Below are 25,298 nucleotides of genomic sequence, written 5' to 3'. Positions count from 1 at the left end.
TCCTGCAGTAGTTCTGGAACAAGACAATGTTTGCAGTGGTTCGCTCCGTTTTCTGGCTGACCGTCGCCTATATGGTGATCAAGCCCGGCGTCGATCTTCCCGATGCCAGCGCGCTGTCGGCCCAAGCCATGGCCGCCGGCAGCAGGGTCGTTGCCGAGCAAATCCAGAACATCGAATGCGACAGTTTCCAGTGCGTGGGCGGCAAGGCCATTGCCGCCGCGGCGCTTCAGGCCTCCCCGTCCGTCGGCACACCCATGCATGAGCAGCCGGCGATCAATCTGGCCCCTATTCCCCGACCAAGGCCAGACTGGGCGGGATAGCGGAGCCCTGCCCCGGGCCCCGATCTAGACTCCAGGGTTCGCGTCACTTCCCCCAAGCGACACTCCAGCGACCCCTGGCCCTGCCGCAAGCACGCTGCCCCTGTGCTTGCGGCTTTTTCTTTGCTGGATGGCGCACTGGTATTGGCCGCCGGCTTTGACTAGATAGTCCCTATGAGCGAGCCCCTAGCCTTTCAGGACATTGCCGAAAACCTCTCCTTCCTCGACGATTGGGAGGACCGCTATCGCTACCTCATCGAGCTCGGCCAGGCGTTGCCCAAGCTCGACGAGGCCGAAAAATCGCCCGAGAACAAGGTGCATGGCTGCGTCTCGCAGGTCTGGCTGGCGGCCGATGCGCGGCAGGAGGCCAACCAGACCATCCTCACCTACCGAGGCGAGAGTGACGCGATGATCGTGCAGGGGCTGGTAGCGATCCTGCTGGCGCTCTATTCGGGCCGTCCGGCGAGGGAAATCGCAGAGACCGACGCTATTGCCATCTTTGACAAGCTCGGGCTGCGCGAGCACCTGACCGCCCAGCGCTCCAATGGCCTGGTGGCAATGGTCAACCGCATCCGGGCCGAGGGCAAGGCGCTGAGCTGATCGGCAGCCCGGTCACAACGGTTCATCGGCGATCAACGGCAGCCGGGCCTCCAGCCAGTTGCGCGTCGCGCCGCTTCCGGCGCCGGTAGCATGAGGCGAGAGGCCCAAATGGGCCGCGAGTTGCTCAAGGCCGATGCGTAGCACCAGCTTGGCGCTGCGCCGGGGCCAGCGCCGTTCGGTCTCGACCAGTTGCAGGCCCTTGCCGAGGCCGCAGACGTCAAACAGCACGCCCCAGCAGTCGGGCGGCAGGTTGTCTGCCAGGGCGCTCAGCTTCCGGCGCGCGGCGGCCGATGCTTCGGTGGCCGAGAGCACATCATTGCCCGCCCCGCTCCGCCCGCCGACACGGGTCGGGTCATAGGACATGGTCACGCGGGGTACCAGTTGCGCGCGCTGGATGAGCCGCTCCAGTCGATCCGCCGCTGCAAGATGATGCGGTGCCAGGAAGGCCGCCTCGCGCTGACCGCCCCTGGATGCCAGCCGGGCCAATAGAGAATCGTCTCGATTTTCAGTGGGCATGGCTGTCCTCCTCCGGCACGCCGCTACGCTCCAACTGTCGTTCGAGAGCACACACTTCTTCATCGAAGCGCGGATCGTCGCGCATATCTTCGATGAGCGCACAGGCATGGGAGACAGTTGTCCTATCGCGTCCGAAGGCTTCACCGATCTCCGCCAGCGTCCGCCCGAAGACGACATGGCACAGATACATGGCCAGCTGCCGCGCCCGCGCCGCCGATGGGCGGCTGCGGGTATTGTGCATAAGCATCCGGATCGGAACGTTTTTCTGTCTTGCCACCAGGACAATCGCATCGTCGCAACTGCGTAGGCCGGCGCCGCGCCAACGGACCGCACGGTGTGTCGAGAGCGGGGAAGGGGTATGGTGCATCGGTCTGCCTCATCGTATGCAAGGAATTAATTCCTACATACTGAGGCAAGCAATGGGGAGGGGGATAAGTATGCTGATAAAATTCAAACGGCCGCCTTGGGAGCGGCCGTTTGAAGTCTGGTTCTCGCCGGGGTCCCGGTGGGACGCGACGTCTCGTCGTATCAGGCAGCCTTGCGGCCGAGCCCGTTGTCCTTGGCCAACTTGGAGCGGGTCGCCGAATAGCTCGGGGCAACCATCGGGTAGTCGGCAGGCAAGCCCCACTTCTCGCGGTATTCTTCCGGCGAGAGATTGTAGTGCGTGCGCAAATGCCGCTTCAACGACTTGAACTTCTTGCCGTCTTCGAGGCAGATGATGTAGTCGGCAGCGACGGACTTGCGGATCGGAACAGCTGGCTTGAGTTCCTCAACGGGAACCTGGACCTCGTTATTCTGCAAGGCGCGCAGGGCTCCGTGAACTTCGGCGATCAGCTTGGGCAGATCGGTCACGCTCACCGAGTTGTGGCTCACATAGGCCGAGACGATTTCGGTGCTGAGCTCGATCAGATCGCTCTCGTAACCGGTCGCCGAGCCGGTGGTATCACTCATAATTCAACCTTTCGTTTTTACTAGGCCGCGACAGGGGCAGTCACAACCATATGCCTTGTTAGGATTGTTCATTACCCTTCGCAACCCAATATGCAGCAATTGAACCTTGCCAGCATGTTCAATCATAAGGGAGAACTTGGGCTTCTTTTAGACTTTAGATCGTCAATGACCATATTTGTCGATGACTGGTCAGTGATGCGGTAACTTGCTCTTGCCAGTAGGTGAGCAGCCACGGGGGTGGTAAGCAATAGAAATATGACGCCAATTACTGCGCGCAGCGCAACACCGGCGTCAAAGCACACCAGGGCCACCGCCAGCAGGATAAGTCCCCCGCCCACTGCACCCGCCTTGGAGGCGGCATGCATGCGCGTATACAGATTCGGCAGCCGCAAGACGCCGACGGCCGCGATCAGGCTGAACGATGCTCCCAGGAGGAGGACTATGGAGCCGGCATAGATGAGGATATCGCCGATCATCTCCCGTCCCCCTCTGAGGTGCTGCCCCTCGAAAGGATGTAGCGCGCCAGGGCCACGGTCGCCAGGAACCCCAGCAAAGCCAATGCGATGGCAATATCGAGATAGAGCATGAGCCCGGTGCGAATGGCGATGGCGCCGACAAAGCCCATGGCAACCACGGTCATCAGGTCGAGCGCGAGTACCCGGTCCCCCAGCGTGGGCCCGATGAAGATGCGGATCGCCGAAATCAGCAGCGCCAGCCCGAGCAGGACGAGCGAAACGAGTGTCGCCATCGAGAGGGCGTCGGCTGGCGTCATGAATAGATCTCCCGCACCTTGGCTTCAAATCCCCCGGCTATGTCCGCGATCAGTGCCTCGCGCGTGCTCAGCGTCAGCACATGGACATAAAGGACCGAGCGGTCCTCGCTGACATCGATACTCAGCGTGCCCGGGGTCAGCGTAATGAGATTGGCCAGGAGTGTAATTTCGGCATCCGACTTCACGGTCAGCGGAAAGGCGATGATTGCCGGGCGCAGGGCCGCCTTCAGATCGGGTGTCAGCACAACCACAGCGACGCGCACCGCGCTGGCCGCCAGTTCATAGAGAAAGAGTAGAGCCAGCGACGCGACCTGTCGGATCCTGCGCAACACGCGTGGGGGCGCAAAGGCACTGCGCAGGAGCAACACCGCCACACCGCCGATTGCCGCCCCCAGCAGCAGGCTGAGGCCGGTAAAGGCGCCGGTAATGGCGGCCCAGACCAATGCCAGCATGATGACGATTGAAGCCGGGTTCATGGCGCAGCTCCCGCAAGTCCAACGGCATCTACATAGCGCACCGGATCCATCAGGTCGGGCACACCAACGTTCAGCGCCTCGAAGAGCCCATTCGGCCACAGCCCCGCCGCAACGACGATGGTGACCAGCGCGGCGGTCGCGCCAAGGCGCGGCCAGGTCTGGCGCGACAGTGCCGTCGCATCGGCGTCAGCGGGCGCCGAGCGCCAGAAAACATGCCCCCAAAGCCGCGACCCGGCGATAAGCGTCAGCACGGCATTGACCAGCAGTGCCGCGACCACAAGCCCACCGCTCCACCCGCCCTCTCCCAATCCGGCCTGCAGCAGCAGCAGTTTGGGCCAGAAACCGAGGAGGGGCGGCACGCCCGCCGTGGCCAGTATGAGCAAGAGGAACAGGATGGAGAGCGGCGCGCTGGCGGCGTAGAGCCCGCCCATTCGCCTGGTGTCGGTTTGCCCGGTGCCCCGCTCGATCAGGCCGGCCACCAGATAGAGCGCCGTCATGGTCAGGATGGCGTGAAATACATAGAGCCCTGCTCCGCTTATCCCGGGCAGCGACGGCACTGCGATGCCCGCCATAATCGCGCCGATGCCGCCGATGACCAGGAAGCCGATGGCGCGTCGCAGGTTGGTCTCGGCAATGGCGCCCAGCGGGGCGATCACCAGCGTGGCCACGGCGATAGCGACCAGCACCGGCTCCAGCAGGTCGCGGCTCGCCGGCAGCAGCACGACCAGGGACCGCAGCACCGCATAGGCGCCGACCTTGGTCAGCAGTCCCGCGAACAGCGCCGAGATTGCCGCGGGCGGCGTGTGGTAGGAGGCCGGCAGCCAGGCATTAACCGGAAAAGCGGCAGCTTTCATGCCGAAAGCCAGCAGCAAGATGGCAGCAACACCCGCTATTGCTGCCGGGTTTGCTGCCGGCGCCACGCGCATGATGTCGGCCATGTTGAGCGTGCCGAGCAGGCCATAGAGCAGGCCGAGCGCCAGCAGGAAGAAGGTGGTGGCGAGGAAATTGAGGAACCCGTATTTGACCGCGCCATCAAGCTGGATGGGCCGTCCGCCCAGAACCATCAATCCGAAGGAGGCGATCAGCATCACCTCGAACCAGACATAGAGATTGAACAGGTCGCCCGTCAGGAACGAGCCAGTGACGCCAGCCAGCAGCAGCAATGCCATGGCATAAAAGCCGTCGCGCTCGTCGCCACCGCGTTCACCCTCGGCATAGATCAGGACCACCAGAGTCACCACAGCCGCCGCCAGCGCAAAAGCGGCGCCGAACATGTCGGCAGCAAAGCTGATGCCGAAGGGCGGCAACCACTTACCCATGGTCATGCTGACCGGTCCGGTTTCCAGGACGCGCAGCAGCAGGGTGATCTCGCAGGCGATAACGGCGCAGATCGTCAGGGCGGTCAGCACGAAGGACAGGCGGCCCGCCTTGCGCAGCATCAATGCCATGGCGGCGCCCATCAGCGAGAGCACCAGGGGCAGCACGATGACCCAGTCGGCCGCTGCGGTCAGTGTCTCGATCATCGCGGGCGGAAGCACCAGCTCATCCATGTCAGTAACTCAATGGCGGGTTGGGCTCGTCCACCGGCTCGGCGACGCGCATGGTATCGGTGTCGTCAGCATCAAGGCTCTGATAGGCGCGGAAGGCCAGGACCAGCAGGAAGCTGAACATGGCAAAGCCGATGACGATGGCCGTGAGGATCAGCGCCTGCGGCAGCGGATTGGCAATGGCACCTTCCGGCTGGTCGAGCCCGGACGGGATGATCGGGGCGACTTCGCGCGTCAGCCTGCCGGCGGTGAAGATCAGAAGGTTCACCCCGTTGCCGAAGATCGTAATGCCCAGCAGCATGCGGATCACCGAACGGGACAGCAGCAGATAGACGCCCAGGGCGATAAAGCAGCCGACGAGAGCGGCGAGCACATAGTCCATCAGGGCTGCTCCCCGCTATCGCCTTCGAGCCCCAGCGCAATTGCCGCTATGGTGCCGAACACCACGAAGAACACCCCGATGTCGAAGACCATAGGGGTCGAAAGCGGGACGGTGGTCTCGCCCAATTCGAGATAGAGCCAGATGCTGGTCATGAAGGGCGAGCCGGTGAAGAGCGACAGCAGGCCAGAAAATGCGGCCATGAACACGCCGAACCCGGCAATGCTCATAGGATCGATGTGCAATGCGCGCCGCGCCGCGGCGGGGCCGATCGCCGTGCCCAGGATGGCGATGGCCGAAGCGGCAATCAGCCCGCCGATGAAGCCGCCGCCTGGCTCATTATGGCCGCGCAGGCAGACATAGGCCGAAAACACCAGCATGATGGCCACAATCAGCGGCGCGATGGTGCGGAAGATGACGGTGTTCATGGCGTTGCCTTCTTCCGGCGGCGCAGCAGCGCGATGATGGCCATGCCGGCCCCCATGACCACTGCGATCTCACCCAGCGTATCAAAGCCGCGATAGTCCACCAGGATCACATTGACGATGTTGGCGCCGTGGGCGATGGGCACGCTGGTGGCGGTGAACAGATCGGACAGGCGCGTGTCGAGCGTGCCGGTCAATACCACCATCAGCAGCAGGCTGACGCCGGCGCCGCAGACCACGGCCAGCGTGCCATCGCGGGCCAGGTCCTCGAGCGGGCGGTGGTCGCGCTCGTCGAGCCGAAGCCGCGTCATCACCAGCGCCAGGATCACGACCGAGAGGATTTCAACCATGAATTGGGTAAAGGCCAGGTCGGGAGCACCGAATAGCAGGTAGGTCAGTGCCACGGCCGTGCCCTGGATGCCGAGCGCCATGATGGCCACGAGCCGGTTCGGCGCCAGCAGCACCGAGCTGAGGCCGACCAGGGCCAGCACCACCACGCCCCATTCGTAAATCCGCAGGTCCGGCCAGCGCAGCCTGGCCGACCAATCGCCCAGCTCTGCCGTCGGCAGCAATACGTTGTAGCCCCCCAGCAGCAGCAATGGCAGGGTCAGCGCCAGTGCCAGCGCACCAAATACCGTCACCAGATAGATTTCCAGCCGTCCATGATGCAGCAGTCGCGTGACTGCACCCGAGAAGCGGATCAGGCCGAACATCACGACGTCGAAGATGCCGTCGTTCGTCCAGCCGAGCCCGGCCTCAATGCGCCGCAGCAGCGTGCGCAGTGTCGCTGCCTGGCGATAGACCAACAGGCCGAGGGTCCAGGTGGCGATTGATAGCCAAAGCAGCGGGCTGGCCGGGTTGATCGCCAGCGACAGGTGGCTTTCCGCCGGATGACCGAGAATGGCCGATACGGCCGGCACCAGCAGGACCTCGCCCAATCGCTCGGTCATCACCGAAAAGACGATGCTGCAGGTGCCAAGCAGGATGGGGCCGGCAATCATGGCAAGGGGCGCTTCATGCGCCGATTTTGGCGTCGGCAGCACGGGGCCGAGAAACGGCTTGACCATGACCAGCATGGCGACGCCCGCCAGCATGGCATTGCCGGCGACCAGCACCAGCAGAACCGTAATATCGGTCCACGCCCAGGAAAGCACGCCCAGGTACATTTCTTCCTTGGCGAAGTAGCCCAGCGTCAGCGGCAGGCCGATCATGGCCAGGCTGGCCAGAGCCGCGCCGATGAAGGTCACCGGCATCTTGTCGGCTAGGCCACCCAGCACGGTGATGTCGCGCGTGCCGGCTTCGTGGTCGATGGCCCCCACCACCATGAACAACCCTGCCTTATAGAGCGCGTGGGCGACGAAGTAGATTGCCATGGCCGCGATGGCGGCCTCGGTGCCGAGCCCGATCAGCAGCACCGACAGGCCGAGCGAAGCGATGGTGGTCTGTGCCAGCATCTGCTTGAGATCAGTCTGTCGTAGCGCGCCCAGCGCGCCCCAGAGCAGCGTTGCGCCGCCAAAGCATACCAGAATGACCGTCCAGACCTCGGTGCCGCCCAGCCATGGCGTGGTTCGCGCCAAGAGGTAAACGCCGCCTTGCACCATGGTGGCGGAATGCAGGAACGCCGAAACCGGCGTGGGCGCTTCCATGGCGTTGGGCAGCCAGAAATGGAATGGCACCTGGGCCGATTTGGTGAAAGCGGCGCTCAGGAAGGCCACGAGGACCAGTCCGTAGAGGCCGCTGCCGCGTATTTCGTCGCCCAGCGCGCTCAGTTCCCAGGTGCCGGACAGATGATACACCAGCAGCGCGCCAACCAGCAGCCCCATACCGCCGATATTGGTGATCACCAGGGCCTGGATGGCGCCCCGGCGCGCGACCTGTCGCGTATGGTCGAACCCGATCAGCAGGAAGGAGGTGACCGAGGTCAGCTCCCAGAACATGAACAGCGCCAGCATATTGTCGGCTAGCACGAGCCCCAGCATGGCGCCCATGAAGGCCAGCAGAAAGCCAAGAAACCGCCCAAGGTGCGGGTGCCCTTTGAGATAGGCCCCGGAATAGAGCACGATCAACGTGCCGATGCCCGAAATGGTCAGCGCGAAGGTGAGGCTGAGCCCGTCGACAAGGAAGGACAGGTCGAGGTCGTAAGCCGGCACCCAACCGATCCTGGCCGAGACTGCACCATCGGCGATCACGGGCTCGACCAGCGTCAGCAGGAACGCAAAGATGCCTGCCGGTACGGCGGCAAGAACCCAACCTGCGAAGGGACTGGTCAGTCGCTGGACCAGCGGCGCCAACAGAGCCGCAATAAATGGCGCGATCGCCACCAGCGCTATGCTTGCATCCATACCCAGCCCCAAACGCCGATACTCCTTGAGCCGATTCTTGCGGTCGACTTGCGGCAAGACCTTAACGATTGATCCCTCGGGGACAAGCCAAAACGGGCCTTCTTCACCTCTACCTTCGGGGGAGAGGTAAGACGATCGCGCCCCTTCCCTTGGCCGGACGTCGAGCCTATGTGAATGAACCCGCCTTTCTGGATGCATTCATGACCAAGCCCATTCCGCCCGTCGCTGCCCGCAAGCCACACTCCGCCACGTTTCACGACATCAGGCGCGATGACCCCTATCACTGGCTGCGCGCGCATAACTGGCAGGAGGTGATGCAGAAGCCGGAAGCGCTGGATCCGGAAATCCGCGCCTATCTCGATGCCGAGAACGCGTATTTTGAGGCGGAGTTCGGCAAGCCGACCGAGGACTTGCAGGAGACCATCTACAAGGAAATCCGCGGCCGCATCAAAGAGGACGACAGCGGCATCCCCTCCCCGGATGGTCCCTTCGCCTACAATTCGCGCATGCTGGAGGGCAAGCAATATCCCCAGATCGTGCGCACCGCCCGCAATGGTGGCCCAGAAACTGTGCTGCTCGACTGCAATGTGGAAGCGGGCGCGGACTATTTCGGCTTCGCCGGCGCCGAGCATGACCGCAGCCACCGCTATCTGGCCTGGGCCGCCGACCGTGCCGGCTCGGAATATTATGACATCGTCATCCGCGATCTCGATACCGGCAAGGACAGCGCCGAGGTCATCACCGAGACTGCCGGTTCCTATGTCTGGACCAATGATTCCAGCGCCATCTACTACACCGAATATGACGACAACCACCGACCCTACCGCGTTCGCCTGCACACCATCGGCACCGAACAGGCCAATGACCCGATCATCTTCGAGGAGAAGGACCCCGGCTTCTTCGTCGGCGTCGGCCGCACGCTCAGTGACAAGTTCATCGTCATCGATGCGCACGATCACCAGACTTCGGAGTGCTGGCTGATCGACGCCGAACTCGGCGGCGAGCCGCGCCTGGTCGCGCCCCGGCTGGCGGATCGCGAATACGATATCGACGAGCGCGACGGCGTTCTCTACATCCGCACCAATGCCGATGGCGCCGAGGACTTCAAGGTCGTCACCGCGCCGGTCGCCGATCCCGGCGCCGGGAACTGGACCGACCTCATCGCCCACGAGCAGGGCGTGCTGATCCTCGACACCATCGTCATCCAGAACCACCTGCTGCGCCTCGAGCGCCACGAGGGCCTGCCGCGCATCGTCGTGCGCGATCTGCGGACCGGCAAGGAGGAAACCGTCCGCTTCGAAGAGGAAGCCTATTCGCTGGGCATGTCGGTCGGCTACGAGTTCGCCACCTCGGTGTTCCGCCTCACCTATTCGTCGCCCACCACGCCCTCGCGCACCTATGACATGGATCTGGAAACCGGCACCCGCACCCTGCTCAAGGAGCAGGAAGTGCCCTCCGGCCACAATCCCGACGACTACGAGACCCGCCGCCTCTTCGCCACGGCACCCGATGGCGAACTGGTCCCGGTGACCGTGCTCTACCGCAAGGGACTCGTGCTCGACGGTTCGGCCCCCACCCTGCTCTATGGCTATGGCGCCTATGGCATGTCCATGCCTGCGGCCTTCTCGATCTCGGCCCTGTCGCTGGTCGACCGCGGCTTCGTTCACGCCACCGCCCATATCCGGGGCGGCATGGAAAAGGGCTATCGCTGGTACGTGCAGGGCCGGCGCGAGCACAAGACCAACACCTTCACCGATTTCATCGCCGCCGCCGAAATGCTGATCGAGAAGGGCTACACTGCCCGCAACCGCATTGTCGCTCAGGGCGGCTCGGCGGGCGGCATGCTCATGGGCGCCATCGCCAATCTCAGGCCAGACCTCTGGGCCGGCATTCTGGCCCAGGTGCCGTTCGTTGACGTGCTCAACACCATGCTCGACGAAACGCTGCCGCTCACCCCGCCGGAATGGCCCGAATGGGGCAATCCTCTCGCATCACCCGAGGACTATGCGCGCATCGCCGCCTACGCCCCCTATGAACAGGTCGCGGCCAAGCCCTATCCGCCGATTTTCGCGCTGGCCGGCCTCACCGATCCGCGCGTTACCTATTGGGAACCCGCCAAATGGGTGGCGAGACTCCGCGCAACCAAGAGCGGGGACGCACCATTGTATCTGCGCACCAATATGGGCGCCGGCCATGGCGGCGCCTCGGGTCGCTTCGACCGGCTCAAGGAAACCGCCATGTGTTACGCCTTTGCGCTCAACGCGGTCGGTCTGGAAGGATCTTTCCCCTCCAACTGATTGTTGTGTCGTCACAATCGAACTATACCAGTGCCGAATTCCCTCAGCGTCTAATCCCAAAATCGGAGGCCAACATGTCCACCAAGTTCACTCTGCCGCCCCTGCCCTACGCCTATGATGCCCTAGGCCCCTATATGTCGGCGGAAACGCTGGAATATCACCACGACAAGCATCACCAGGCCTATGTGACCAATGGCGAGAAGCTGCTGGAAGGTTCGGGCCTCGAAATCCTGCCGCTCGAAGACATCGTGAAGGAGAGCTTCGGCAAGAATGCCGGTCTCTTCAACAATGCCGGCCAGCATTTCAACCACGTGCATTTCTGGAACTGGATGAAGCCCAATGGCGGCGGCAACAAGCTGCCGGGCGCACTCGCTGCCAAGATCGATTCCGATCTCGGCGGCTTTGACAAGTTCCGCGCCGATTTCATCGCCGCCGGCACCACCCAGTTCGGTTCGGGCTGGGCCTGGCTGTCGCTGAAGAATGGCAAGCTGGAAGTCACCAAGACCCCGAACGGCGAGTCGCCGCTGGTCCATGGCGGCAAGCCGATTCTCGGCGTCGATGTGTGGGAGCACTCCTATTACATCGACTACCGCAATGCTCGCCCGAAATACCTGGAAGCCTGGTTCGACAATCTGGTGAACTGGGAACATGCCGAGCTGATGTTCGAAGAGGCCAAGGCCTAACCACACGCTACTGCGCCAGATCAATAAAAGCCCGCCGCGCCCCGCGCCGGCGGGCTTAGTTTTGCCCTGCCAGCGTTTCCCCCATCTATTAGCCATTTCAAGGCGCTGGGCCTTCAACCGCCTGCCCGCCCATGGTAACACTTCATTTACTATTGGGGAGCCTGAGAGCCCGTGTCGACCAAGGTCGTTGCCATCATTGCGGCGAATCCAGCGCTATCGTCTTTGCTGGCGATGGTGGTGGCGGGCGACTCACATCTCAAGGTGCGCCAGTTCGAAAGCGATATCGAGCTGTTCGCCTATATGCGCATTGCCCCCTTGGACATGCTGGTGTGCGATTTCGACCGCGAGGGCCGTCCGGCCTATGAAATGGTCGAGAGCATCCGCCTCAATGACGAACTGCTCAGCCAGGACGTACCGGTGATCGCGCTGACCCGCACCATCACCCCACCCATGCGGCACCAGGCGATCAGCGCCGGGATCGACGAGGTCATCATCAAGCCGATGTCGCCGCGCCACCTGCTGCAACGCATCCAGACGCGCCTGCGCAGCCGCAGCGTCGTCGGGGTACTCGGCGGCTATCGCGGCCCCGAACGGCGCAACCGCACGACCATGCCGACGCCGCAGCCCGTGCCGACCCGGCGCGTCACCGACAACGTCGTCCCGCTCTTCCCCAACCGCCGCAAGCCGCAGCATCCCGGGCTGGACGGCTAGCGTCCCTCGGTGATCAGTCGGCTCAGCCGGCCCCACAGATCCTCGATCGTATCGGCAAACTGCACGGCGCGTTCGTGGCCGGGCAGCCCTGGCGACAAGACGTCGGCGGCATAGCCCCGCATCACTTCATAGGCCCGATGACGGTTGAGCATGACGACGGGTGGCGTGCGCCCCTGTGCCTTGGCCGCGGCCCAGGTGCCGAACAGCGCCGACGCCGAGGCGAGCGATCCCGGCAGCGCCACATAAGCCTCGGCCAGCTCCGCCAGGCGCGCCAGACGCTCCTCCCGCGTCGCCAAAGTGTCCATCGTCACCCCGGCGAGCGCCGGTGGCAGCGTGATGCCGGGATCGGCAATGATCCGCACGGGACCGCCAGCTGCCCGCGCGGCGGTGATCAGCGGCACGGGAATGATGCCGTTTTCGGCAAGACACACAATGCTGGCGCCGCGCTTGGCGAAATAGCTGCCGGTCTGACTCATGATCGAGGCGCGCTCGGGGTCGCCCGGCCCCCTGTCCGAGGCGAAGACAGCGACGACGTGTGCGGCCGTAGTGGGTTCCATCATGCTCATCGGCCGCGCTTCAACCCGCCGAGGATACCACGCACCAGCGCGCTCCCCAGCCGGTTGGCGACAGTGCGTGCCAGCGAGTTCATCGCGGCTTCCGCGGGAGTCTGGCGCGAGGATGTGCGGCGCGGCCGGTCCTCCTGATAGCTGCGTTCCGCAGTCTTGCGCTCTTCGTCCTCCTGGCGCTGCCGCTCTTCGGCCAGTTGCCGGTCCCGCGCCTTGCGCGCCAGCACTTCGAAGGCCGAGTCCCGGTCCACCAGCGTGTCATAGAGCCCGGCCACAGGCGAATTGGCCATGATGGCCCGGCGTTCCTCGGGCAATAGCGGCCCCACCTGCGCCGAGGGCGGCCGGATCATCGTGCGCCCCACCATCGAGGGGACACCCTTGGATTCCAGCACTGACACCAGCGCCTCGCCGATGCCGAGCTGGGTGATGACCTCCTCCGTCGAGAAGGCTGGGTTGGGCCGGAACGTGTCGGCGGCGACGCGAACGGCCTTCTGTTCCCGCGGGGTATAGGCGCGCAGGGCGTGTTGCACGCGATTGGACAATTGCGCGAGCACGGTATCGGGAATGTCGACCGGGTTCTGCGTCACGAAATAGACGCCGACGCCCTTGGAGCGCACCAGCTTGACCACCTGTTCGACCTTGTCGACCAGCACTTTGGGCGCGTCGTCGAACAGCAGATGGGCCTCGTCGAAGAAGAAGACCAGCTTGGGCCTGTCGGGGTCGCCGATCTCGGGCAGTTCCTCGAACAGTTCGGACAGCATCCACAGCAGGAATGTCGCGTAGAGCCGCGGGGCGCGCATCAACTCGTCCGCCGCGAGGATGGAGATGACGCCGCGCCCGTTCCGGTCGGTGCGCATCAGGTCGGCAATGTCGAGCGCCCGTTCGCCGAAGAAATTTTCGGCGCCTTGCTGTTCCAGCACCAGCAGTGCCCGCTGGATGGCTCCAATGGAGGCAGTCGATACATTGCCATAGGTGGTGGAGATTTCCCTGGACCGCTCCTGCAGGTCGATCAGCAGGGCCCGTAGATCCTTGAGATCGAGCAGCAGCAGGCCCTCGTCATCGGCCACCTTGAAGGCGATGTTGAGCACGCCTTCCTGGGTATCGTTCAATTCGAGCATGCGGCTCAGCAGCAGCGCGCCCATTTCCGAGATGGTGGCGCGGATCGGGTGGCCCTGCCGGCCGAACAGGTCCCAGAAGATCACCGGGAATATGTCATCCTTGAAATCAGTGAAGCCGATTTCCTGGGCCCGCTGGGTCTGCCAGCCCTGCGCCGCGCCCATCTTGGCGACGCCGCTGAGGTCGCCCTTGATGTCGGCCGCGAAGACCGGCACGCCTGCCGCCGAAAATCCCTCGGCCAGCACCTGCAGCGTCACCGTCTTTCCGGTGCCGGTGGCGCCGGTCACCAGGCCATGGCGATTGCCATATTTGAGGGCGAGATATTCGGGCTGCGTGCTGGTCCCGAGAAAGATCTTGTCGTCAACGAGCATCGGCGCCGCCATCCTTTGAGTTGGGCTCTTATAGCCGTCCGCGTCGACGCGGGACAACTCGTAACTCTGTTTTCCATTGTCGGTGGCGGGATCGCGCGCGGCGCGGCAGAATGGAAGCATGATGCACACGCTGCTTGCCAATCGCCGTCGCGTCCTCGCAGGACTAGCGACCCTCACTGCCACCATGCCCACAATGGCCCAGGCCCAGAGCACGCTCGATGCCGCAACGCTCGGCGTCGTTGCCGATACCGCCGAGAATCAGGGCACGGCACTGCAAAGCGCGCTGGAACAGGCAGCCAGTGCCGGCCAGACGCTGCGCCTGCCCGCCGGCACCATCCATGTGCTTGGCCTCGATATTCCCGGCAATCTCGTCGTCGAGGGCGTGCCCGGCAAGACCGAGCTCAGAACCCTGCCCGATGGAACCGGCATCTCCGTCTATGATCGCGGCTCGCTGGTGCTGCGCGATATCGGCTTTGCCTCCGGCGCGGCGGCGCTGACCATCGAGGCGAGCGACGACATCGCGCTGGAGCGGTGCCGCTTCCGCAATGCGCAGATCGGGGTCGCCATCGCCGATGCTGGTGTCACCGTAAGCGACTGCAACTTCACCGAGCTTGGCGATGCCGCCATTCACGCGATGAACAGCCGAGGCCTCTTCATTGCCGGAAACCGCATCGACTATTGTGGCAATGCCGGCATCCGCATCTGGCGTTCCGAAAGCGGCCCCGATGGCTCCATCGTCAGCGGCAACCGTATCGCCAACATCCGCTGGGACGGCGGCGGTAACGGGCAGAACGGCAACGGCATCAATATCTTCAAGGCCGACGAGGTCATCGTCGCCGACAATCACATCGCCGACTGCGCTTTCACCGCTGTGCGCCTCAACTCGACCAAAAACAGCCAGGTCAGCGGCAATACCTGCCTGCGCTCGGGCGAAGTCGCAATCTTCTCGGAATTCGCCTTTTCCGGCTCGATCATCGCCAACAATATCGTCGATGGTGCGGCCACCGGCATTTCGATCACCAATCTCGACAGCGGCGGCCAGCTTGCCGTCTGCGTAGGCAATATCGTGCGCAACATCACTCCGAATTCGGCGGTGAATCCCGACACAGTCCCCATCGGCATCGCCGCCGAAGCGGAGACCGCCATTACCGGCAACACGGTCCAGAACGTTCCGGGCATCGCCATCACCGCGGGCTACGGACCTTTCCTGCGCAACGTGCTGATTGCTTCCAATGTCGTTTCGGAAAGCATGATCGGCATCGGCGTCAGCGTGGTGGATGGCGCCGGCCCGGTCCATATCGGTAGCAATGCCGTGACGGCCAGCAACCACGCCGTGGTGGGTCTGGCCTGGTCCGAGATCGTCGAGCCAGACCTGATCGCCAATGCGGATCGCTATCCGAATGTCACGCTGGGCGGCTAGCCGACGGCCCGCAATTCGCCCACTTCGGCGCCGCGCACGCTTTTGATTTTCTGGTGCGCCAGTCCTTCGAGCAGCGCACGTTGCTCGGCGTCGGGGTCGGCCAGTTGCAGCAGCAGGCCGGCGAGCATGGCCTGAGACGCGGCGATATTGCCGTCGTCGCATTTGAGGGCATAGCCCCAGCCCTTGTCGCGGATGGCGCCGCATTGCACGCCCTCGGCGCCCACCTTCTGCATCAGCCGGCCCTTGAAGGCAGCCATGAGCAGCGTATCGGCATGGTCGGTGCCCGCCACCAGATGCGGGTGGCTGGTCGCCGCATCGAAGAGCCGCCGGGCGGCCGTTGCCAGTTCGCCGGAAATTCCCTTGCCCGTCGCCATCCGGGCGAAGCCATAGGCAAAGGCGCGCAACGGCCCGGCAAAGGTGGGGATCGAGCAGCCATCGGTGCCGCACTTGCCCTCGGTTAGCGCCTCCCCGATCACTGCTTCCACCGCGGCCCGGACCTGTCTCTGCACTTCATGCTCGCGCCCGACATAGCCGGCGGTCGGCACGCCCATGGCCAACGCCACGCTCAGCATGCCCGAATGCTTACCCGAGCAATTGTTGTGCAATGCGCTCGGCTCCTCGCCGGCGGCGCGCAGCGCCTCGCGGGCCGCCGCATTGGTGGGGGCATGGGCGCCACATTCGAGATCGGCCACCGACAGGCCCAGACGGGTGAGCAGGCCCTTGGCCGTCGCCACATGGGCGTCCTCGCCATGGTGGCTGGCGCAGGCTAGTGCCAGTTCTTCCTCGGTGTGATGGAACTTGTTGTCGGCATGTTGCGCGAAGATCGGCAGGGCCTGCATGGATTTTATCGCCGAGCGCGGAAAGATCGGCCGCGTGATGTCGCCGGCCGAGGCGATGATCGCGCCGTCGGCGTCGATCACTACATAGGCGCCACGATGGCGGTTCTCGATCCAGTTGCCGCGAATGGTCTCGGCAAGAACGGGATTGGCATCCATGAAAAAAACTCCGGTCCAGGCTGCTCGTCACGAACAGCGCAGGACCGGAAAAGTCAACACAGCATGGGAAGGAGGCAGGCACGAAATACTCGGTACATCTCGCATCGGCGAGGGTGGAGACCCGGGACAGTCTGCAGTTGCGATCTGCGGCGATGGTCGAGCTGCAGGCCGCCGGGTCTCCGCCGTCGCCGACGGCCGGGATCAGATATCCCAGTCGTAGACGACGGTCAGATAACGGGAATTGACCCAGCCTGAAGTGTCCTGCGCGCCGACGAGGCACCAATCCGCACCGGTCTTGGCCTCGATGCAGCGTTCTACCCAGACATGGCTGCCGGGCGTGAACGCGCCGACCTTCTGTGAGTATGACGCGGGCCATTTGCGGACGTTGAGCTTGTCCCAGTGGGCGACACCGGTCACCTGGGCAAGCTGGTCGACCTGGTATCCAGCGGCCATGGCGGGTTGCACCGCGAAGGCGCCGGCGGCGGCAATGATCAGACCGCAGAGCGTGGCGACCAGAACTTTTTCCTGTTGCTTGTTCATTTCTGTCTCCCTCGAGCGTGGTTTCATTTGTTACCGGGAGGATGCCCTCCCGGCATTGAACCGATCGTGATGGGGCCGTTCATAATGCGTTCATACCGGTGACCGCTTTCAGCGCATGTCACGCTGGTGAACGAAGAGGTTGACCGAATCGTCGCGGCTGAAGCGCAGCGCGACAACGTCGAACTGGTCGTAGCCGCGGGCCGACAGCGTGGCCATGAGAGCCGGATTGCGGGCGATCAAGCCCCGCAACGTCTCGACATTGCCGTCGCGGAACAGCGTTCCGTAATTGTTGCGATCCAGCTCATCCTCACAGACCGGGGTCAGCCATATTTCCTGGCTGGGACGGATCGCGGCAACCTCCGTCGTCCGCACCAGGGGATGCATGAAGGCATTGAAACTGCATTCATTTTGGGTGTTGGACTTGGGATAGTTCGGCGAGTTTTTGCCGAGCACGAAGGCGGCATTCGCGCCTGACGTGGCAAAGGCGGTGAGCAGGCCGGCGGCGATGACAACGGTCTTGATGTGGTCCATTTTCGATCTCCTCTGAATGATGGGCTTTCGCCCTGTGATGACCGTTATCGCCCCGCCCGCTTGAACTGCTCGTGAGGGGGTTATTCATGTTTCATTTACCGTTGCGATGGCTTGGCATCGCAACGTCGGCATGCGACGCTTAGCCAAGAAAAAGAGAAATCCCTTGAATGCAGAGGAGGTTAGGATGGCCAAGGTTCTGGTGACGGGCGGCAGCGGCAAGCTCGGGCGCGCGGTGCTGCGCGATCTGGTGGCCCATGGCTACGATGTTCTCAACATCGATCAGCAGGCCCTGCCCGAACCGATCTGCCCCAGCGTGCGCATCGACCTGACCAGTTTCGGCGAGGTCGCCGCGGCGATCCTGGGCGGGGTGGATGAGCGCAAGGGACCATTCGACGCCGTGGTGCATCTGGCGGCAATTCCCGCGCCGGGCCTGGCTGCGAATGCCCGAATCTTCGCCAACAATGTGCCGACCACCTACAATGTCTTTGAGGCTAGCCGCCTTGCCGGCATCAAGAACATTGTCTTCGCCTCAAGCGAGACCGTGCTGGGACTGCCCTTCGATACGCCTCCCCCCTATGCACCGGTCGACGAGGAATATTACCCGCGCCCGGAATCGGCCTATTCGCTGGGAAAGCTGCTCGACGAGACCATGGCCGCCCAATTCTGCCGCTGGGATCCATCCCTGCGTATCGTCGGGCTGCGATTCTCCAATGTCATGAACCCCGAAGACTACGCAGCCTTCCCCAAATTCGACGCCGACCCCCGCGCTCGCAAATGGAACCTCTGGGGTTATATCGACGCCCGCGATGGCGCCCAGGCCGTCCGGCGTTCGATCCAGGCCGACTTCACCGGTTTTGAGGCGTTCATCATCGCCAATGCCGACACGGTGATGAGCCGGTCCAACATGTCCTTGCTGGCCGAAGTCTTCCCGAACGTTCCGACAAAGGGAAACCTGTCGGCAAATGGCACGCTGCTTTCCATCGAAAAGGCCAAGCGAATGCTCGGCTACTCCCCGCAATTCAGCTGGAAAAGTGAGGCGGCCGCAAAGGGCTGAAGGCGCTTGAAACGCGATTGCATAGGAAATGTGCACACGTTTCACTTGTGCTTTTTATGGGCGACGGCATAACTGCCGCCGATGCCAAGTCCTGACCTCTCCATTCTGATCATCGACGAGAACCGCATTCGCGCATCCATCATTGAGGATGGACTGCGCGAGGCCGGCTATGTCCGCGTCGCGGTAATCCATGACGTCAACGAGGTGGCGCGGACCATTCAGGCTACGACGCCGGACGTTATCTTCATCGATCTCGAAAACCCCAAGCGCGACACGCTCGAGCATTTCTTCTCGCTGTCACGCGCCATTCAGCGCCCCATCGCCATGTTCGTGGACCGCTCCGACGGCGCCATGATCGAGAAGGCGGTCGAGGCCGGCGTCTCCGCCTATGTGGTGGATGGTCTCAAGAAGGAACGGGTCAAGCCCATTCTGGACATGGCCATCTCACGCTTCAACGCCTTTTCTCGCCTCACGCGCGAGCTAGAGCAGGCCCGCAGCGAGCTGGAAGACCGTAAGATCATCGAGCAGGCAAAGGGCATCCTGATGAAGACGCGCGGTCTCTCCGAGGCCGAGGCCTATGCCCTGCTCCGCTCGACCGCCATGAACCAGAACCGGAGGATGGTCGACATCGCCCAAAGCCTTGTGACCGCCGCCGATCTCCTGGGCCCATAGGAAAGCCGCCATGCCTACGACCCACATCACCGCCGGATTCCTGCCCCTGCTCGACAGCGTGCTGCTGGTGCTGGCGCGCGAAAAGGGCTTTGCCGAGGCGCAGGGGCTGGACCTGCATCTGGTGCGCGAGACCAGTTGGGCCAATATCCGCGACCGCGCCGCCATCGGCCATTTCGACATTGCACAGATGCTGGCGCCCATGCCGCTGGCCGCCAGCCTGGGACTGACCCCGATTGCGACCCCAATGATCACCCCGGTGGTGCTCGGATTGGGCAACAATGCCATCACCGTCAGCGCTGACCTCTGGAAAGCCATGGCGGACCATGGCGCCCCAGGCGATCTGGCGGCAGGGCCGGCCGGCGCAGCGCTTGCCAAGGTCGTCGCCGCCTCTTCGCACAAGCTGCGGTTTGGCGTCGTGCACCAGACCTCGTCGCACAATTACGAGCTTCGCTACTGGCTTTCCGCCAGCGGCATCATGCCGGACCGTGACATCGAAATCGTCGTGCTGCCGCCGCCCTTGCTGCCTGATGCCCTTGGCACCGGCGGCATTGATGGCTACTGCGTCGGCGAGCCTTGGAACAGCATCGGCGTGGCCACCAAGGGCGCCCACATTGCGACCGTCAAGGCCTCGATCTGGCAATCCAGTCCCGACAAGGTCATCGGCATGCGAGCGACCTGGGCCAGCGAGAACCCCGAACTGGTATCGGCCATGGTTCGCGCCATCTACCTGGCTGGAACCTGGTGCACTGATCCAGCCAACCATGCGGAAGCGGCGCGGATCATGGCGGCACCGGCCTATCTCAACGCGGACGAGGCGATCGTCGGTCGCGCCCTGACCGGCATGCTCGACATCGGCGGCGGCATGGTGCGTCACGTGTCGGACTATTTCATTCCGCATGCCGGCGCGGCCAACTTCCCGTGGAAGAGCCATGCCCTTTGGTACTATTCGCAGATGGTGCGCTGGGGCGAGGTTTCCGCCAGCGCCGCCCATGCCGAGATCGCAGCGGCGTGCTTCCGTTCCGACCTCTATCGGACGGCCCTGGCGCCCCTCGACGTCGCAGTACCCGTTGCCGACAACAAGACGGACGGCACGCGCAACACTACTGGGACAATCGCCGCCCAGAACGGTAGCCTGACAATGGGACCAGACCTGTTCTTTGATGGCCAGGTTTTCGATCCGGATGCGCTCGACGCCTATATCGCCAGCCAGCGCCCGACTGCCTGATTCAATCTTGGGCATGTGCGGCGGATGATCGCAAAATAGGCAGTTTGGTGCAGATTTGATCGGTTCCAAATTGGACGCCGGATTTTGGCCCGCAGCGGACAACGCGCCAAATCATTGATTTCGTTAAATAAAACATCAAACCAACGACTTGGCACGCTTCGTGCAATGTTGTGAGCGAACGGGCTCCTCCCAAGACGCTCTTCAAGTCGATGTCCAACGATGGGCGTCACCCAGGCAAAGCTGCCAACAGGTACAGCGTGCGGTGCAAACCGGATGCGAAGGCCTGTTGGCAGCTTTTTTGTTTTTCCGATCGGTGCAGATGGAGAACTACATGACGAAGACCAAGTCCAGCAGACAATCCTCACGGGCGAGGCGGACGCTGCCGCAGGCCCTAGCCGCCGGCCTCATGGCTGCGTGCGTGATGGCGCCCCTCGGCGCCCAGGCTGAAATGCTCGATGTCGAAAAGGACGAACTGAAATTCGGCTTCATCAAGCTGACCGACATGGCGCCTTTGGCCATTGCTTATGAACTGGGATATTTCGAGGATGAGGGCCTGTTCGTCACGCTCGAGCCGCAGGCCAACTGGAAGGTTCTTCTTGATGGCGTGATCACCGGCACGCTGGACGGTGCGCATATGCTGGCCGGCCAGCCGCTGGCAGCGACCATCGGCTATGGCACTGAGGCTCACATCGTCACGCCCTTTTCGATGGACCTCAATGGCAATGCCATCACCGTGTCCAACGCCGTCTGGGAGTTGATGAAGCCAGGCCTGGAGATGGACGCCAACGGGCTGCCGCAACATCCGATCAGCGCCTCTGCGCTGCTTCCGGTGATCGAGTCCTTCTCCGCCGAAGGGCGTCCGTTCAATCTGGGCATGGTGTTCCCGGTTTCCACGCACAATTATGAGCTGCGCTACTGGCTGGCGGCTGGCGGGGTACATCCCGGATACTATTCGCCCGAGGACGTGTCTGGTCAGATCGACGCCGAGGCTTACCTATCGGTGACCCCACCGCCGCAGATGCCGTCCACCCTGGAGGCCGGCACGATTGACGGCTATTCGGTTGGCGAACCCTGGAATCAGGCCGCTGTGTTCAAGAAGATCGGCGTTCCGGTCATCACTGACTACGAAATCTGGAAGAACAATCCGGAAAAGGTCTTCGGGCTGACGGCAGAGTTTGTCGAACAGAACCCCAATACGACTATCGCCGTGACCAAGGCTCTGATCCGCGCCGCCAAGTGGCTGGACGAGAACGACAACGCCAATCGCGGCGAAGCCGTCGAGATCCTGGCCCGCTCCGAATATGTCGGCGCCGACGCCGCCGTCATCGCCAACTCGATGACCGGTACCTTCGAATACGAGCCGGGCGACAAGCGCGACGTGCCGGACTTCAACGTCTTCTACCGGTACTTTGCCACCTATCCCTACTATTCGGACGCCGTCTGGTACCTCACCCAGATGCGCCGCTGGGGTCAGATCGCCGAAGACAAGCCTGACGACTGGTATGCCGAAATTGCCAAGTCGGTCTATCGCCCCGACATCTACCTGGAAGCGGCCCGTCTGCTCGTCGAAGAAGGCATGATCGAAGAGGCCGACGTGCCGTGGGACAGCGATGGCTATCGCGCTGCCACTGCCGACTTCATCGACGGCGTCTCCTATGACGGCCGCACCCCGAACGCCTATATTGACGGCTTCGAGATCGGCCTGAAGACCGGCGAGACCCCCTGAGCCACCAAGAGAGCACCGGCCGGACCGATGGTCCGGCCACCGCATCGCGACGAAAACAGGATGAAGACCATGACCATCGCCAGTGACGTTTCCGACAAGGACCGTTCCGATCAGAGGCGCCAGAAGCTGTTTGCCGGGATCAACCGTGCATCGGCCTGGCTGAGTGCCCTCGGGCTGGGCTGGTTGACGCCATTGCTCAAGATCGCGGCAGGCGATGATCCGCGCGAACAATTGGGCGAGTTGCGTGACAGTCTCGTCTTTCCCCTCATGGGCATCGTGATGTTTCTGGCCGCCTGGGCACTGCTCGCGCCGCAGGTGCAAACCTCGCTTGGCGCCATTCCTGGCCCGGCCCAGGTCTGGGAACAGGCAGGCGCGCTCTGGCAGGACCATATTTCAGAGCGCGAAAAAGAGACCGAGTTCTATGTCCGGCAGGACGAGCGCAATGCCGAACTGGTCGCCGATGGTCGCCAGGACGATGTCAAGTTCCGCAGCTTCACCGGCAAGCCGACTTTCCTCGACCAGATCCTCACCTCGCTCAAGACCGTCGGTCTTGGCTTCCTGATCGCCACCGCGGTGGCGGTCCCGCTTGGGATCGCATCCGGGCTCAGCCGCCCCTTCAACGGCGCTCTCAATCCGCTGGTGCAGTTGTTCAAGCCGGTGTCGCCGCTGGCCTGGCTGCCCATCGTCACCATGATCGTTTCGGCGGTCTATGTGGACGTCAATGAGGCCTTCCCCAAGGCGCTGATCATTTCGGCAGTGACCGTCACCCTGTGTTCGTTGTGGCCGACGCTGATCAATACCGCTCTTGGCGTCGCCTCGATCGACAAGGATCTGGTCAATGTCGGCAAGGTGCTCCAGCTGTCGACCGCCACCACAATCACCAAACTGGTGCTGCCCTCGGCGCTGCCGCTGATCTTCACCGGATTGCGCCTGTCGCTTGGTGTGGGCTGGATGGTGCTGATCGCCGCCGAAATGCTGGCGCAGAATCCGGGCCTCGGCAAATTCGTCTGGGATGAATTCCAGAACGGTTCGTCCAACTCGCTGTCCCGCATCATGGTCGCCGTCCTGACCATTGGCATCATCGGCTTCATGCTCGACCGGGTGATGTTCACGCTGCAGACCGCGTTCACCTTCTCCTCCAATCGTTAGGAGAGCCCAGTGGCACCCATCCTCCAGCTTTCCGATGTCTCCAAGCACTATGGCGAGGGCGCCAAGCGCACCAACGTTTTGTCCAACCTCAACCTGAGCGTCGAGGAGGGCGAGTTCGTCGCCATCCTCGGCTTTTCGGGGGCCGGCAAGACCACCCTGATCTCCATGCTGGCCGGGCTCATCGAACCCAACCAGGGCGGGATTATTTTCCGGGGCCGCGAAATCGACGGCCCTGGCCCCGAACGCGGCGTGGTGTTCCAATCCTATTCGCTCATGCCCTGGCTTTCGGTGGGCGGCAATGTGGACCTGGCGATCAACGCCGTACACAAATCAAAGAGCCGCGCTGAGCGGCTGGCGCTTCGCACGCACTATATCAAAATGGTCGGGCTGGCCCACGCCGTGGACCGGCGCCCCTCAGAGTTGTCTGGCGGCATGCGCCAGCGGGTCGCGGTCGCCCGCGCCCTGGCCATGAAGCCCGAAGTGCTGCTCATGGACGAGCCGCTTTCGGCACTCGACGCGCTGACCCGTTCCAAGCTGCAGGACGAGTTCGCCCTGATCTCGGAGGCGGAAAAGAAGACCATCATCCTGATCACCAACGATGTGGATGAGGCCATCCTGCTCGCCGACCGGGTCATTCCACTGACGCCGGGTCCAGGCGCCACGCTGGGACCAAATTTCTCGGTCGGCATCGAGCGCCCGCGCGATCGTGCCGCGCTCAATGGCGATGACCGCTTCATCACGCTGCGCCGGGAAATCACAGAATATCTGATGGATGTGGGCGCCGGGCGCAACGTTTCGGGCGAGCGGGACGTCTCCTTGCCGAATGTCGTGCCGATCGATCGGGGCAAATCGGCCAAGATGCCGGAGGCCTATGCCAAGGCTGCAGCCTCGCCCACCAAGGCCGGCTATGTCGAGTTCTCGCAGGTATCGAAGGTTTACCCCACGCCCAAAGGCCCGCTCACGGTGGTCGATCGCTTCGACTTCAAGATGAAGAAGGGCGAGTTCGTCACGCTGATCGGTCACTCGGGCTGCGGCAAGTCCACCGTCCTGTCCATGGTGGCCGGCCTCAACCCCATTTCGGCGGGCGGCATCGTGCTCGACAACCGCGAAGTCGTTGGTGCCGGCCCGGATCGGGCCGTGGTGTTCCAGGCTCCGTCGCTGATGCCCTGGCTGACGGCGCGCGAGAATGTCGCCCTTGGCGTCGACCGGGTCTATCCCAACGCCAGTCCGGCCGAACGGCGCGATGTCGTCGAATATTACCTCGCGCGCGTCGGCCTTGGCGATGCCATGCATCGCCCGGCCGCCGAGCTGTCCAACGGCATGAAACAGCGTGTCGGCATTGCGCGGGCCTTTGCGCTTTCGCCCAAGCTGCTGCTGCTCGACGAGCCGTTCGGCATGCTCGACAGCATCACCCGCTGGGAGCTGCAGGATGTGCTGATGGATGTCTGGGCCAAGACCCAGGTCACCGCCATCTGCGTCACCCATGACGTGGATGAGGCCATCCTTCTCGCCGACCGCGTCGTCATGATGTCGAACGGTCCCAATGCCCGCATCGGCAATGTCATGGACGTTGACCTGCCGCGTCCCCGCTCGCGCAAGGCGCTGCTCGCCCACAAGGACTATTACGCCTATCGCGAGGAACTCCTGGGCTTTCTCGAAGCCTATGAGGGCGGCGCAAATCCGGATCAGGAAACCCTTGATCGCATCCGCCTCAAGCGCGCAGGCGGACAGGTCGCGGCTGCCGAATAGGAGGTTGCCGCCATGGTCCAGACGTTCGTCACGATTGGCATGCCCATGGCCCGACACTGGGCAGCGAAGTGAGAAAAGTATCATGACCGACTGGATCGACATCGGCACCATTGACGCCATCCCACGCCGGGGCGCTCGCTGCGTCAACACGCCTACGGGCAAGATCGC

At 63.2% G+C, this 25,298-nt stretch carries 27 protein-coding genes; 12 read left to right on the top strand and 15 right to left on the bottom strand.

Going from position 1 to position 25,298, the window contains the following annotated elements; all coding sequences use genetic code 11:
* Window positions 1-26: 26 nt before the first annotated feature.
* The gene (locus V6M52_RS13925) at window positions 27-320 is read left to right on the top strand and encodes a hypothetical protein (RefSeq protein WP_332688448.1); all 294 of its coding nucleotides are present in this window, start codon (window positions 27-29) and stop codon (window positions 318-320) included.
* 171 nt (window positions 321-491) lie between these two features.
* Window positions 492-917 (top strand): SufE family protein, encoded by a 426-nt coding sequence (locus V6M52_RS13920; protein ID WP_332701442.1) that lies wholly within the window; start codon window positions 492-494, stop codon window positions 915-917.
* Between the two features lie 12 nt (window positions 918-929).
* Here the strand turns inward: V6M52_RS13920 and V6M52_RS13915 are convergent, their stop codons facing one another.
* The 10 genes from V6M52_RS13915 to mbhE all read right to left on the bottom strand — a co-directional run bounded on the left by V6M52_RS13915 (window position 930) and on the right by mbhE (window position 8,325).
* Window positions 930-1,433 carry a DUF6456 domain-containing protein gene (locus tag V6M52_RS13915; protein ID WP_332701441.1) on the bottom strand — a complete coding sequence of 168 codons (504 nt, stop codon included), beginning with the start codon at window positions 1,431-1,433 and terminating at the stop codon, window positions 930-932.
* Window positions 1,423-1,800 carry a helix-turn-helix domain-containing protein gene (locus V6M52_RS13910; RefSeq protein ID WP_332688454.1) on the bottom strand — a complete coding sequence of 126 codons (378 nt, stop codon included), beginning with the start codon at window positions 1,798-1,800 and terminating at the stop codon, window positions 1,423-1,425. The genes V6M52_RS13915 and V6M52_RS13910 overlap by 11 nt, the downstream gene beginning before the upstream one ends.
* 161 nt (window positions 1,801-1,961) lie before the next feature.
* The gene (locus V6M52_RS13905; RefSeq protein ID WP_332688456.1) at window positions 1,962-2,384 is read right to left on the bottom strand and encodes a MucR family transcriptional regulator; all 423 of its coding nucleotides are present in this window, start codon (window positions 2,382-2,384) and stop codon (window positions 1,962-1,964) included.
* A 122-nt stretch (window positions 2,385-2,506) separates the two neighbouring features.
* Window positions 2,507-2,860, bottom strand: a complete 354-nt coding sequence (mnhG, locus tag V6M52_RS13900) for a monovalent cation/H(+) antiporter subunit G (RefSeq protein ID WP_332688458.1) — start codon at window positions 2,858-2,860, stop codon at window positions 2,507-2,509.
* Window positions 2,857-3,156 carry a cation:proton antiporter gene (locus V6M52_RS13895; protein WP_332688460.1) on the bottom strand — a complete coding sequence of 100 codons (300 nt, stop codon included), beginning with the start codon at window positions 3,154-3,156 and terminating at the stop codon, window positions 2,857-2,859. Before V6M52_RS13895 ends, mnhG begins: the two co-directional genes overlap by 4 nt.
* Window positions 3,153-3,632 (bottom strand): Na+/H+ antiporter subunit E, encoded by a 480-nt coding sequence (locus V6M52_RS13890; RefSeq protein WP_332688462.1) that lies wholly within the window; start codon window positions 3,630-3,632, stop codon window positions 3,153-3,155. Before V6M52_RS13890 ends, V6M52_RS13895 begins: the two co-directional genes overlap by 4 nt.
* On the bottom strand, window positions 3,629-5,182 hold the full coding sequence (locus V6M52_RS13885; protein WP_332701440.1) for a proton-conducting transporter transmembrane domain-containing protein: 1,554 nt from the start codon (window positions 5,180-5,182) through the stop codon (window positions 3,629-3,631). Before V6M52_RS13885 ends, V6M52_RS13890 begins: the two co-directional genes overlap by 4 nt.
* A 1-nt stretch (window position 5,183) precedes the next feature.
* Window positions 5,184-5,561, bottom strand: coding sequence for a Na+/H+ antiporter subunit C (locus V6M52_RS13880; protein WP_332688466.1), 378 nt, complete (start codon window positions 5,559-5,561; stop codon window positions 5,184-5,186).
* Window positions 5,561-5,986: an MnhB domain-containing protein gene (locus tag V6M52_RS13875; protein ID WP_332688468.1), complete on the bottom strand. Its 426-nt coding sequence runs from the start codon at window positions 5,984-5,986 to the stop codon at window positions 5,561-5,563. Before V6M52_RS13875 ends, V6M52_RS13880 begins: the two co-directional genes overlap by 1 nt.
* Window positions 5,983-8,325, bottom strand: coding sequence for a hydrogen gas-evolving membrane-bound hydrogenase subunit E (gene mbhE / locus V6M52_RS13870; RefSeq protein ID WP_332701439.1), 2,343 nt, complete (start codon window positions 8,323-8,325; stop codon window positions 5,983-5,985). The genes V6M52_RS13875 and mbhE overlap by 4 nt, the downstream gene beginning before the upstream one ends.
* Window positions 8,326-8,525: 200 nt before the next feature.
* Between mbhE and V6M52_RS13865 the strand changes: the two genes are divergently transcribed.
* The 3 genes from V6M52_RS13865 (at window position 8,526) to V6M52_RS13855 (ending at window position 12,016) form a co-directional block, all read left to right on the top strand.
* Complete coding sequence (locus V6M52_RS13865) at window positions 8,526-10,622, top strand: S9 family peptidase (protein WP_332701438.1); 2,097 nt, start codon at window positions 8,526-8,528, stop codon at window positions 10,620-10,622.
* 74 nt (window positions 10,623-10,696) lie between these two features.
* On the top strand, window positions 10,697-11,305 hold the full coding sequence (locus V6M52_RS13860) for a superoxide dismutase (protein WP_332688474.1): 609 nt from the start codon (window positions 10,697-10,699) through the stop codon (window positions 11,303-11,305).
* Window positions 11,306-11,476: 171 nt separating this feature from the next.
* Complete coding sequence (locus tag V6M52_RS13855) at window positions 11,477-12,016, top strand: response regulator (protein WP_332688476.1); 540 nt, start codon at window positions 11,477-11,479, stop codon at window positions 12,014-12,016.
* Here the strand turns inward: V6M52_RS13855 and V6M52_RS13850 are convergent.
* Window positions 12,013-12,582 (bottom strand): LOG family protein, encoded by a 570-nt coding sequence (locus V6M52_RS13850; protein WP_332688478.1) that lies wholly within the window; start codon window positions 12,580-12,582, stop codon window positions 12,013-12,015. The genes V6M52_RS13855 and V6M52_RS13850 overlap by 4 nt on opposite strands.
* On the bottom strand, window positions 12,579-14,069 hold the full coding sequence (locus tag V6M52_RS13845; protein WP_332688480.1) for a helicase HerA-like domain-containing protein: 1,491 nt from the start codon (window positions 14,067-14,069) through the stop codon (window positions 12,579-12,581). Before V6M52_RS13845 ends, V6M52_RS13850 begins: the two co-directional genes overlap by 4 nt.
* Before the next feature lie 118 nt (window positions 14,070-14,187).
* Here V6M52_RS13845 and V6M52_RS13840 point away from each other — a divergent pair, with 118 nt between their 5' ends.
* Window positions 14,188-15,489, top strand: a complete 1,302-nt coding sequence (locus V6M52_RS13840) for a TIGR03808 family TAT-translocated repetitive protein (protein WP_332701437.1) — start codon at window positions 14,188-14,190, stop codon at window positions 15,487-15,489.
* Here V6M52_RS13840 and V6M52_RS13835 read toward each other — a convergent pair.
* From V6M52_RS13835 to V6M52_RS13825, 3 genes are all read right to left on the bottom strand, one after another.
* Window positions 15,486-16,484, bottom strand: a complete 999-nt coding sequence (locus V6M52_RS13835) for an asparaginase (protein ID WP_332701436.1) — start codon at window positions 16,482-16,484, stop codon at window positions 15,486-15,488. The two genes, V6M52_RS13840 and V6M52_RS13835, sit on opposite strands and share 4 nt — an antisense overlap.
* 201 nt (window positions 16,485-16,685) lie before the next feature.
* Window positions 16,686-17,024: an SH3 domain-containing protein gene (locus V6M52_RS13830; protein ID WP_332688486.1), complete on the bottom strand. Its 339-nt coding sequence runs from the start codon at window positions 17,022-17,024 to the stop codon at window positions 16,686-16,688.
* A 108-nt stretch (window positions 17,025-17,132) separates the two neighbouring features.
* Window positions 17,133-17,555: a hypothetical protein gene (locus V6M52_RS13825; protein ID WP_332688488.1), complete on the bottom strand. Its 423-nt coding sequence runs from the start codon at window positions 17,553-17,555 to the stop codon at window positions 17,133-17,135.
* A 184-nt stretch (window positions 17,556-17,739) separates the two neighbouring features.
* Between V6M52_RS13825 and V6M52_RS13820 the strand changes: the two genes are divergently transcribed.
* From V6M52_RS13820 to V6M52_RS13795, 6 genes are all read left to right on the top strand, one after another.
* Window positions 17,740-18,609 (top strand): NAD-dependent epimerase/dehydratase family protein, encoded by an 870-nt coding sequence (locus tag V6M52_RS13820; protein WP_332688490.1) that lies wholly within the window; start codon window positions 17,740-17,742, stop codon window positions 18,607-18,609.
* Between the two features lie 81 nt (window positions 18,610-18,690).
* Window positions 18,691-19,281: an ANTAR domain-containing response regulator gene (locus tag V6M52_RS13815; protein WP_332701435.1), complete on the top strand. Its 591-nt coding sequence runs from the start codon at window positions 18,691-18,693 to the stop codon at window positions 19,279-19,281.
* A 10-nt stretch (window positions 19,282-19,291) separates the two neighbouring features.
* Window positions 19,292-20,506: a CmpA/NrtA family ABC transporter substrate-binding protein gene (locus V6M52_RS13810; protein ID WP_332687733.1), complete on the top strand. Its 1,215-nt coding sequence runs from the start codon at window positions 19,292-19,294 to the stop codon at window positions 20,504-20,506.
* A gap of 406 nt (window positions 20,507-20,912) precedes the next feature.
* The gene (locus V6M52_RS13805; protein WP_332701462.1) at window positions 20,913-22,232 is read left to right on the top strand and encodes a CmpA/NrtA family ABC transporter substrate-binding protein; all 1,320 of its coding nucleotides are present in this window, start codon (window positions 20,913-20,915) and stop codon (window positions 22,230-22,232) included.
* Window positions 22,233-22,301: 69 nt separating this feature from the next.
* A complete protein-coding gene (locus V6M52_RS13800; protein WP_332692247.1) occupies window positions 22,302-23,381 on the top strand; it encodes an ABC transporter permease in 1,080 nt (359 codons plus the stop codon).
* A gap of 9 nt (window positions 23,382-23,390) precedes the next feature.
* Window positions 23,391-25,130, top strand: coding sequence for an ABC transporter ATP-binding protein (locus V6M52_RS13795; protein WP_332692244.1), 1,740 nt, complete (start codon window positions 23,391-23,393; stop codon window positions 25,128-25,130).
* Window positions 25,131-25,298 lie beyond the last annotated feature (168 nt).

It is taken from the genome of Devosia sp. (genome assembly GCF_036676215.1).
Classification (GTDB): domain Bacteria; phylum Pseudomonadota; class Alphaproteobacteria; order Rhizobiales; family Devosiaceae; genus Devosia.
This window is presented reverse-complemented; position numbering and strand designations above follow the sequence as displayed.

Bases quoted from the DNA above. Each gene is read 5' to 3' on its own strand.
- V6M52_RS13815 (WP_332701435.1), top strand. From the start codon at position 18,691: ATGCCAAGTCCTGACCTCTCCATTCTGATCATCGACGAGAACCGCATT.
- V6M52_RS13925 (WP_332688448.1), top strand. From the start codon at position 27: ATGTTTGCAGTGGTTCGCTCCGTTTTCTGGCTGACCGTCGCCTATATG.
- V6M52_RS13890 (WP_332688462.1), bottom strand. From the start codon at position 3,632: ATGAACCCGGCTTCAATCGTCATCATGCTGGCATTGGTCTGGGCCGCC.
- V6M52_RS13845 (WP_332688480.1), bottom strand. From the start codon at position 14,069: ATGCTCGTTGACGACAAGATCTTTCTCGGGACCAGCACGCAGCCCGAA.
- V6M52_RS13875 (WP_332688468.1), bottom strand. From the start codon at position 5,986: ATGAACACCGTCATCTTCCGCACCATCGCGCCGCTGATTGTGGCCATC.
- V6M52_RS13835 (WP_332701436.1), bottom strand. From the start codon at position 16,484: ATGGATGCCAATCCCGTTCTTGCCGAGACCATTCGCGGCAACTGGATC.
- V6M52_RS13805 (WP_332701462.1), top strand. From the start codon at position 20,913: ATGGCTGCGTGCGTGATGGCGCCCCTCGGCGCCCAGGCTGAAATGCTC.
- V6M52_RS13880 (WP_332688466.1), bottom strand. From the start codon at position 5,561: ATGGACTATGTGCTCGCCGCTCTCGTCGGCTGCTTTATCGCCCTGGGC.
- V6M52_RS13915 (WP_332701441.1), bottom strand. From the start codon at position 1,433: ATGCCCACTGAAAATCGAGACGATTCTCTATTGGCCCGGCTGGCATCC.
- V6M52_RS13910 (WP_332688454.1), bottom strand. From the start codon at position 1,800: ATGCACCATACCCCTTCCCCGCTCTCGACACACCGTGCGGTCCGTTGG.
- V6M52_RS13825 (WP_332688488.1), bottom strand. From the start codon at position 17,555: ATGGACCACATCAAGACCGTTGTCATCGCCGCCGGCCTGCTCACCGCC.
- V6M52_RS13820 (WP_332688490.1), top strand. From the start codon at position 17,740: ATGGCCAAGGTTCTGGTGACGGGCGGCAGCGGCAAGCTCGGGCGCGCG.
- V6M52_RS13830 (WP_332688486.1), bottom strand. From the start codon at position 17,024: ATGAACAAGCAACAGGAAAAAGTTCTGGTCGCCACGCTCTGCGGTCTG.
- V6M52_RS13850 (WP_332688478.1), bottom strand. From the start codon at position 12,582: ATGAGCATGATGGAACCCACTACGGCCGCACACGTCGTCGCTGTCTTC.
- mbhE (WP_332701439.1), bottom strand. From the start codon at position 8,325: ATGGATGCAAGCATAGCGCTGGTGGCGATCGCGCCATTTATTGCGGCT.
- V6M52_RS13800 (WP_332692247.1), top strand. From the start codon at position 22,302: ATGACCATCGCCAGTGACGTTTCCGACAAGGACCGTTCCGATCAGAGG.
- V6M52_RS13860 (WP_332688474.1), top strand. From the start codon at position 10,697: ATGTCCACCAAGTTCACTCTGCCGCCCCTGCCCTACGCCTATGATGCC.
- V6M52_RS13920 (WP_332701442.1), top strand. From the start codon at position 492: ATGAGCGAGCCCCTAGCCTTTCAGGACATTGCCGAAAACCTCTCCTTC.
- V6M52_RS13810 (WP_332687733.1), top strand. From the start codon at position 19,292: ATGCCTACGACCCACATCACCGCCGGATTCCTGCCCCTGCTCGACAGC.
- V6M52_RS13905 (WP_332688456.1), bottom strand. From the start codon at position 2,384: ATGAGTGATACCACCGGCTCGGCGACCGGTTACGAGAGCGATCTGATC.
- V6M52_RS13885 (WP_332701440.1), bottom strand. From the start codon at position 5,182: ATGGATGAGCTGGTGCTTCCGCCCGCGATGATCGAGACACTGACCGCA.
- V6M52_RS13895 (WP_332688460.1), bottom strand. From the start codon at position 3,156: ATGACGCCAGCCGACGCCCTCTCGATGGCGACACTCGTTTCGCTCGTC.
- mnhG (WP_332688458.1), bottom strand. From the start codon at position 2,860: ATGATCGGCGATATCCTCATCTATGCCGGCTCCATAGTCCTCCTCCTG.
- V6M52_RS13865 (WP_332701438.1), top strand. From the start codon at position 8,526: ATGACCAAGCCCATTCCGCCCGTCGCTGCCCGCAAGCCACACTCCGCC.
- V6M52_RS13840 (WP_332701437.1), top strand. From the start codon at position 14,188: ATGATGCACACGCTGCTTGCCAATCGCCGTCGCGTCCTCGCAGGACTA.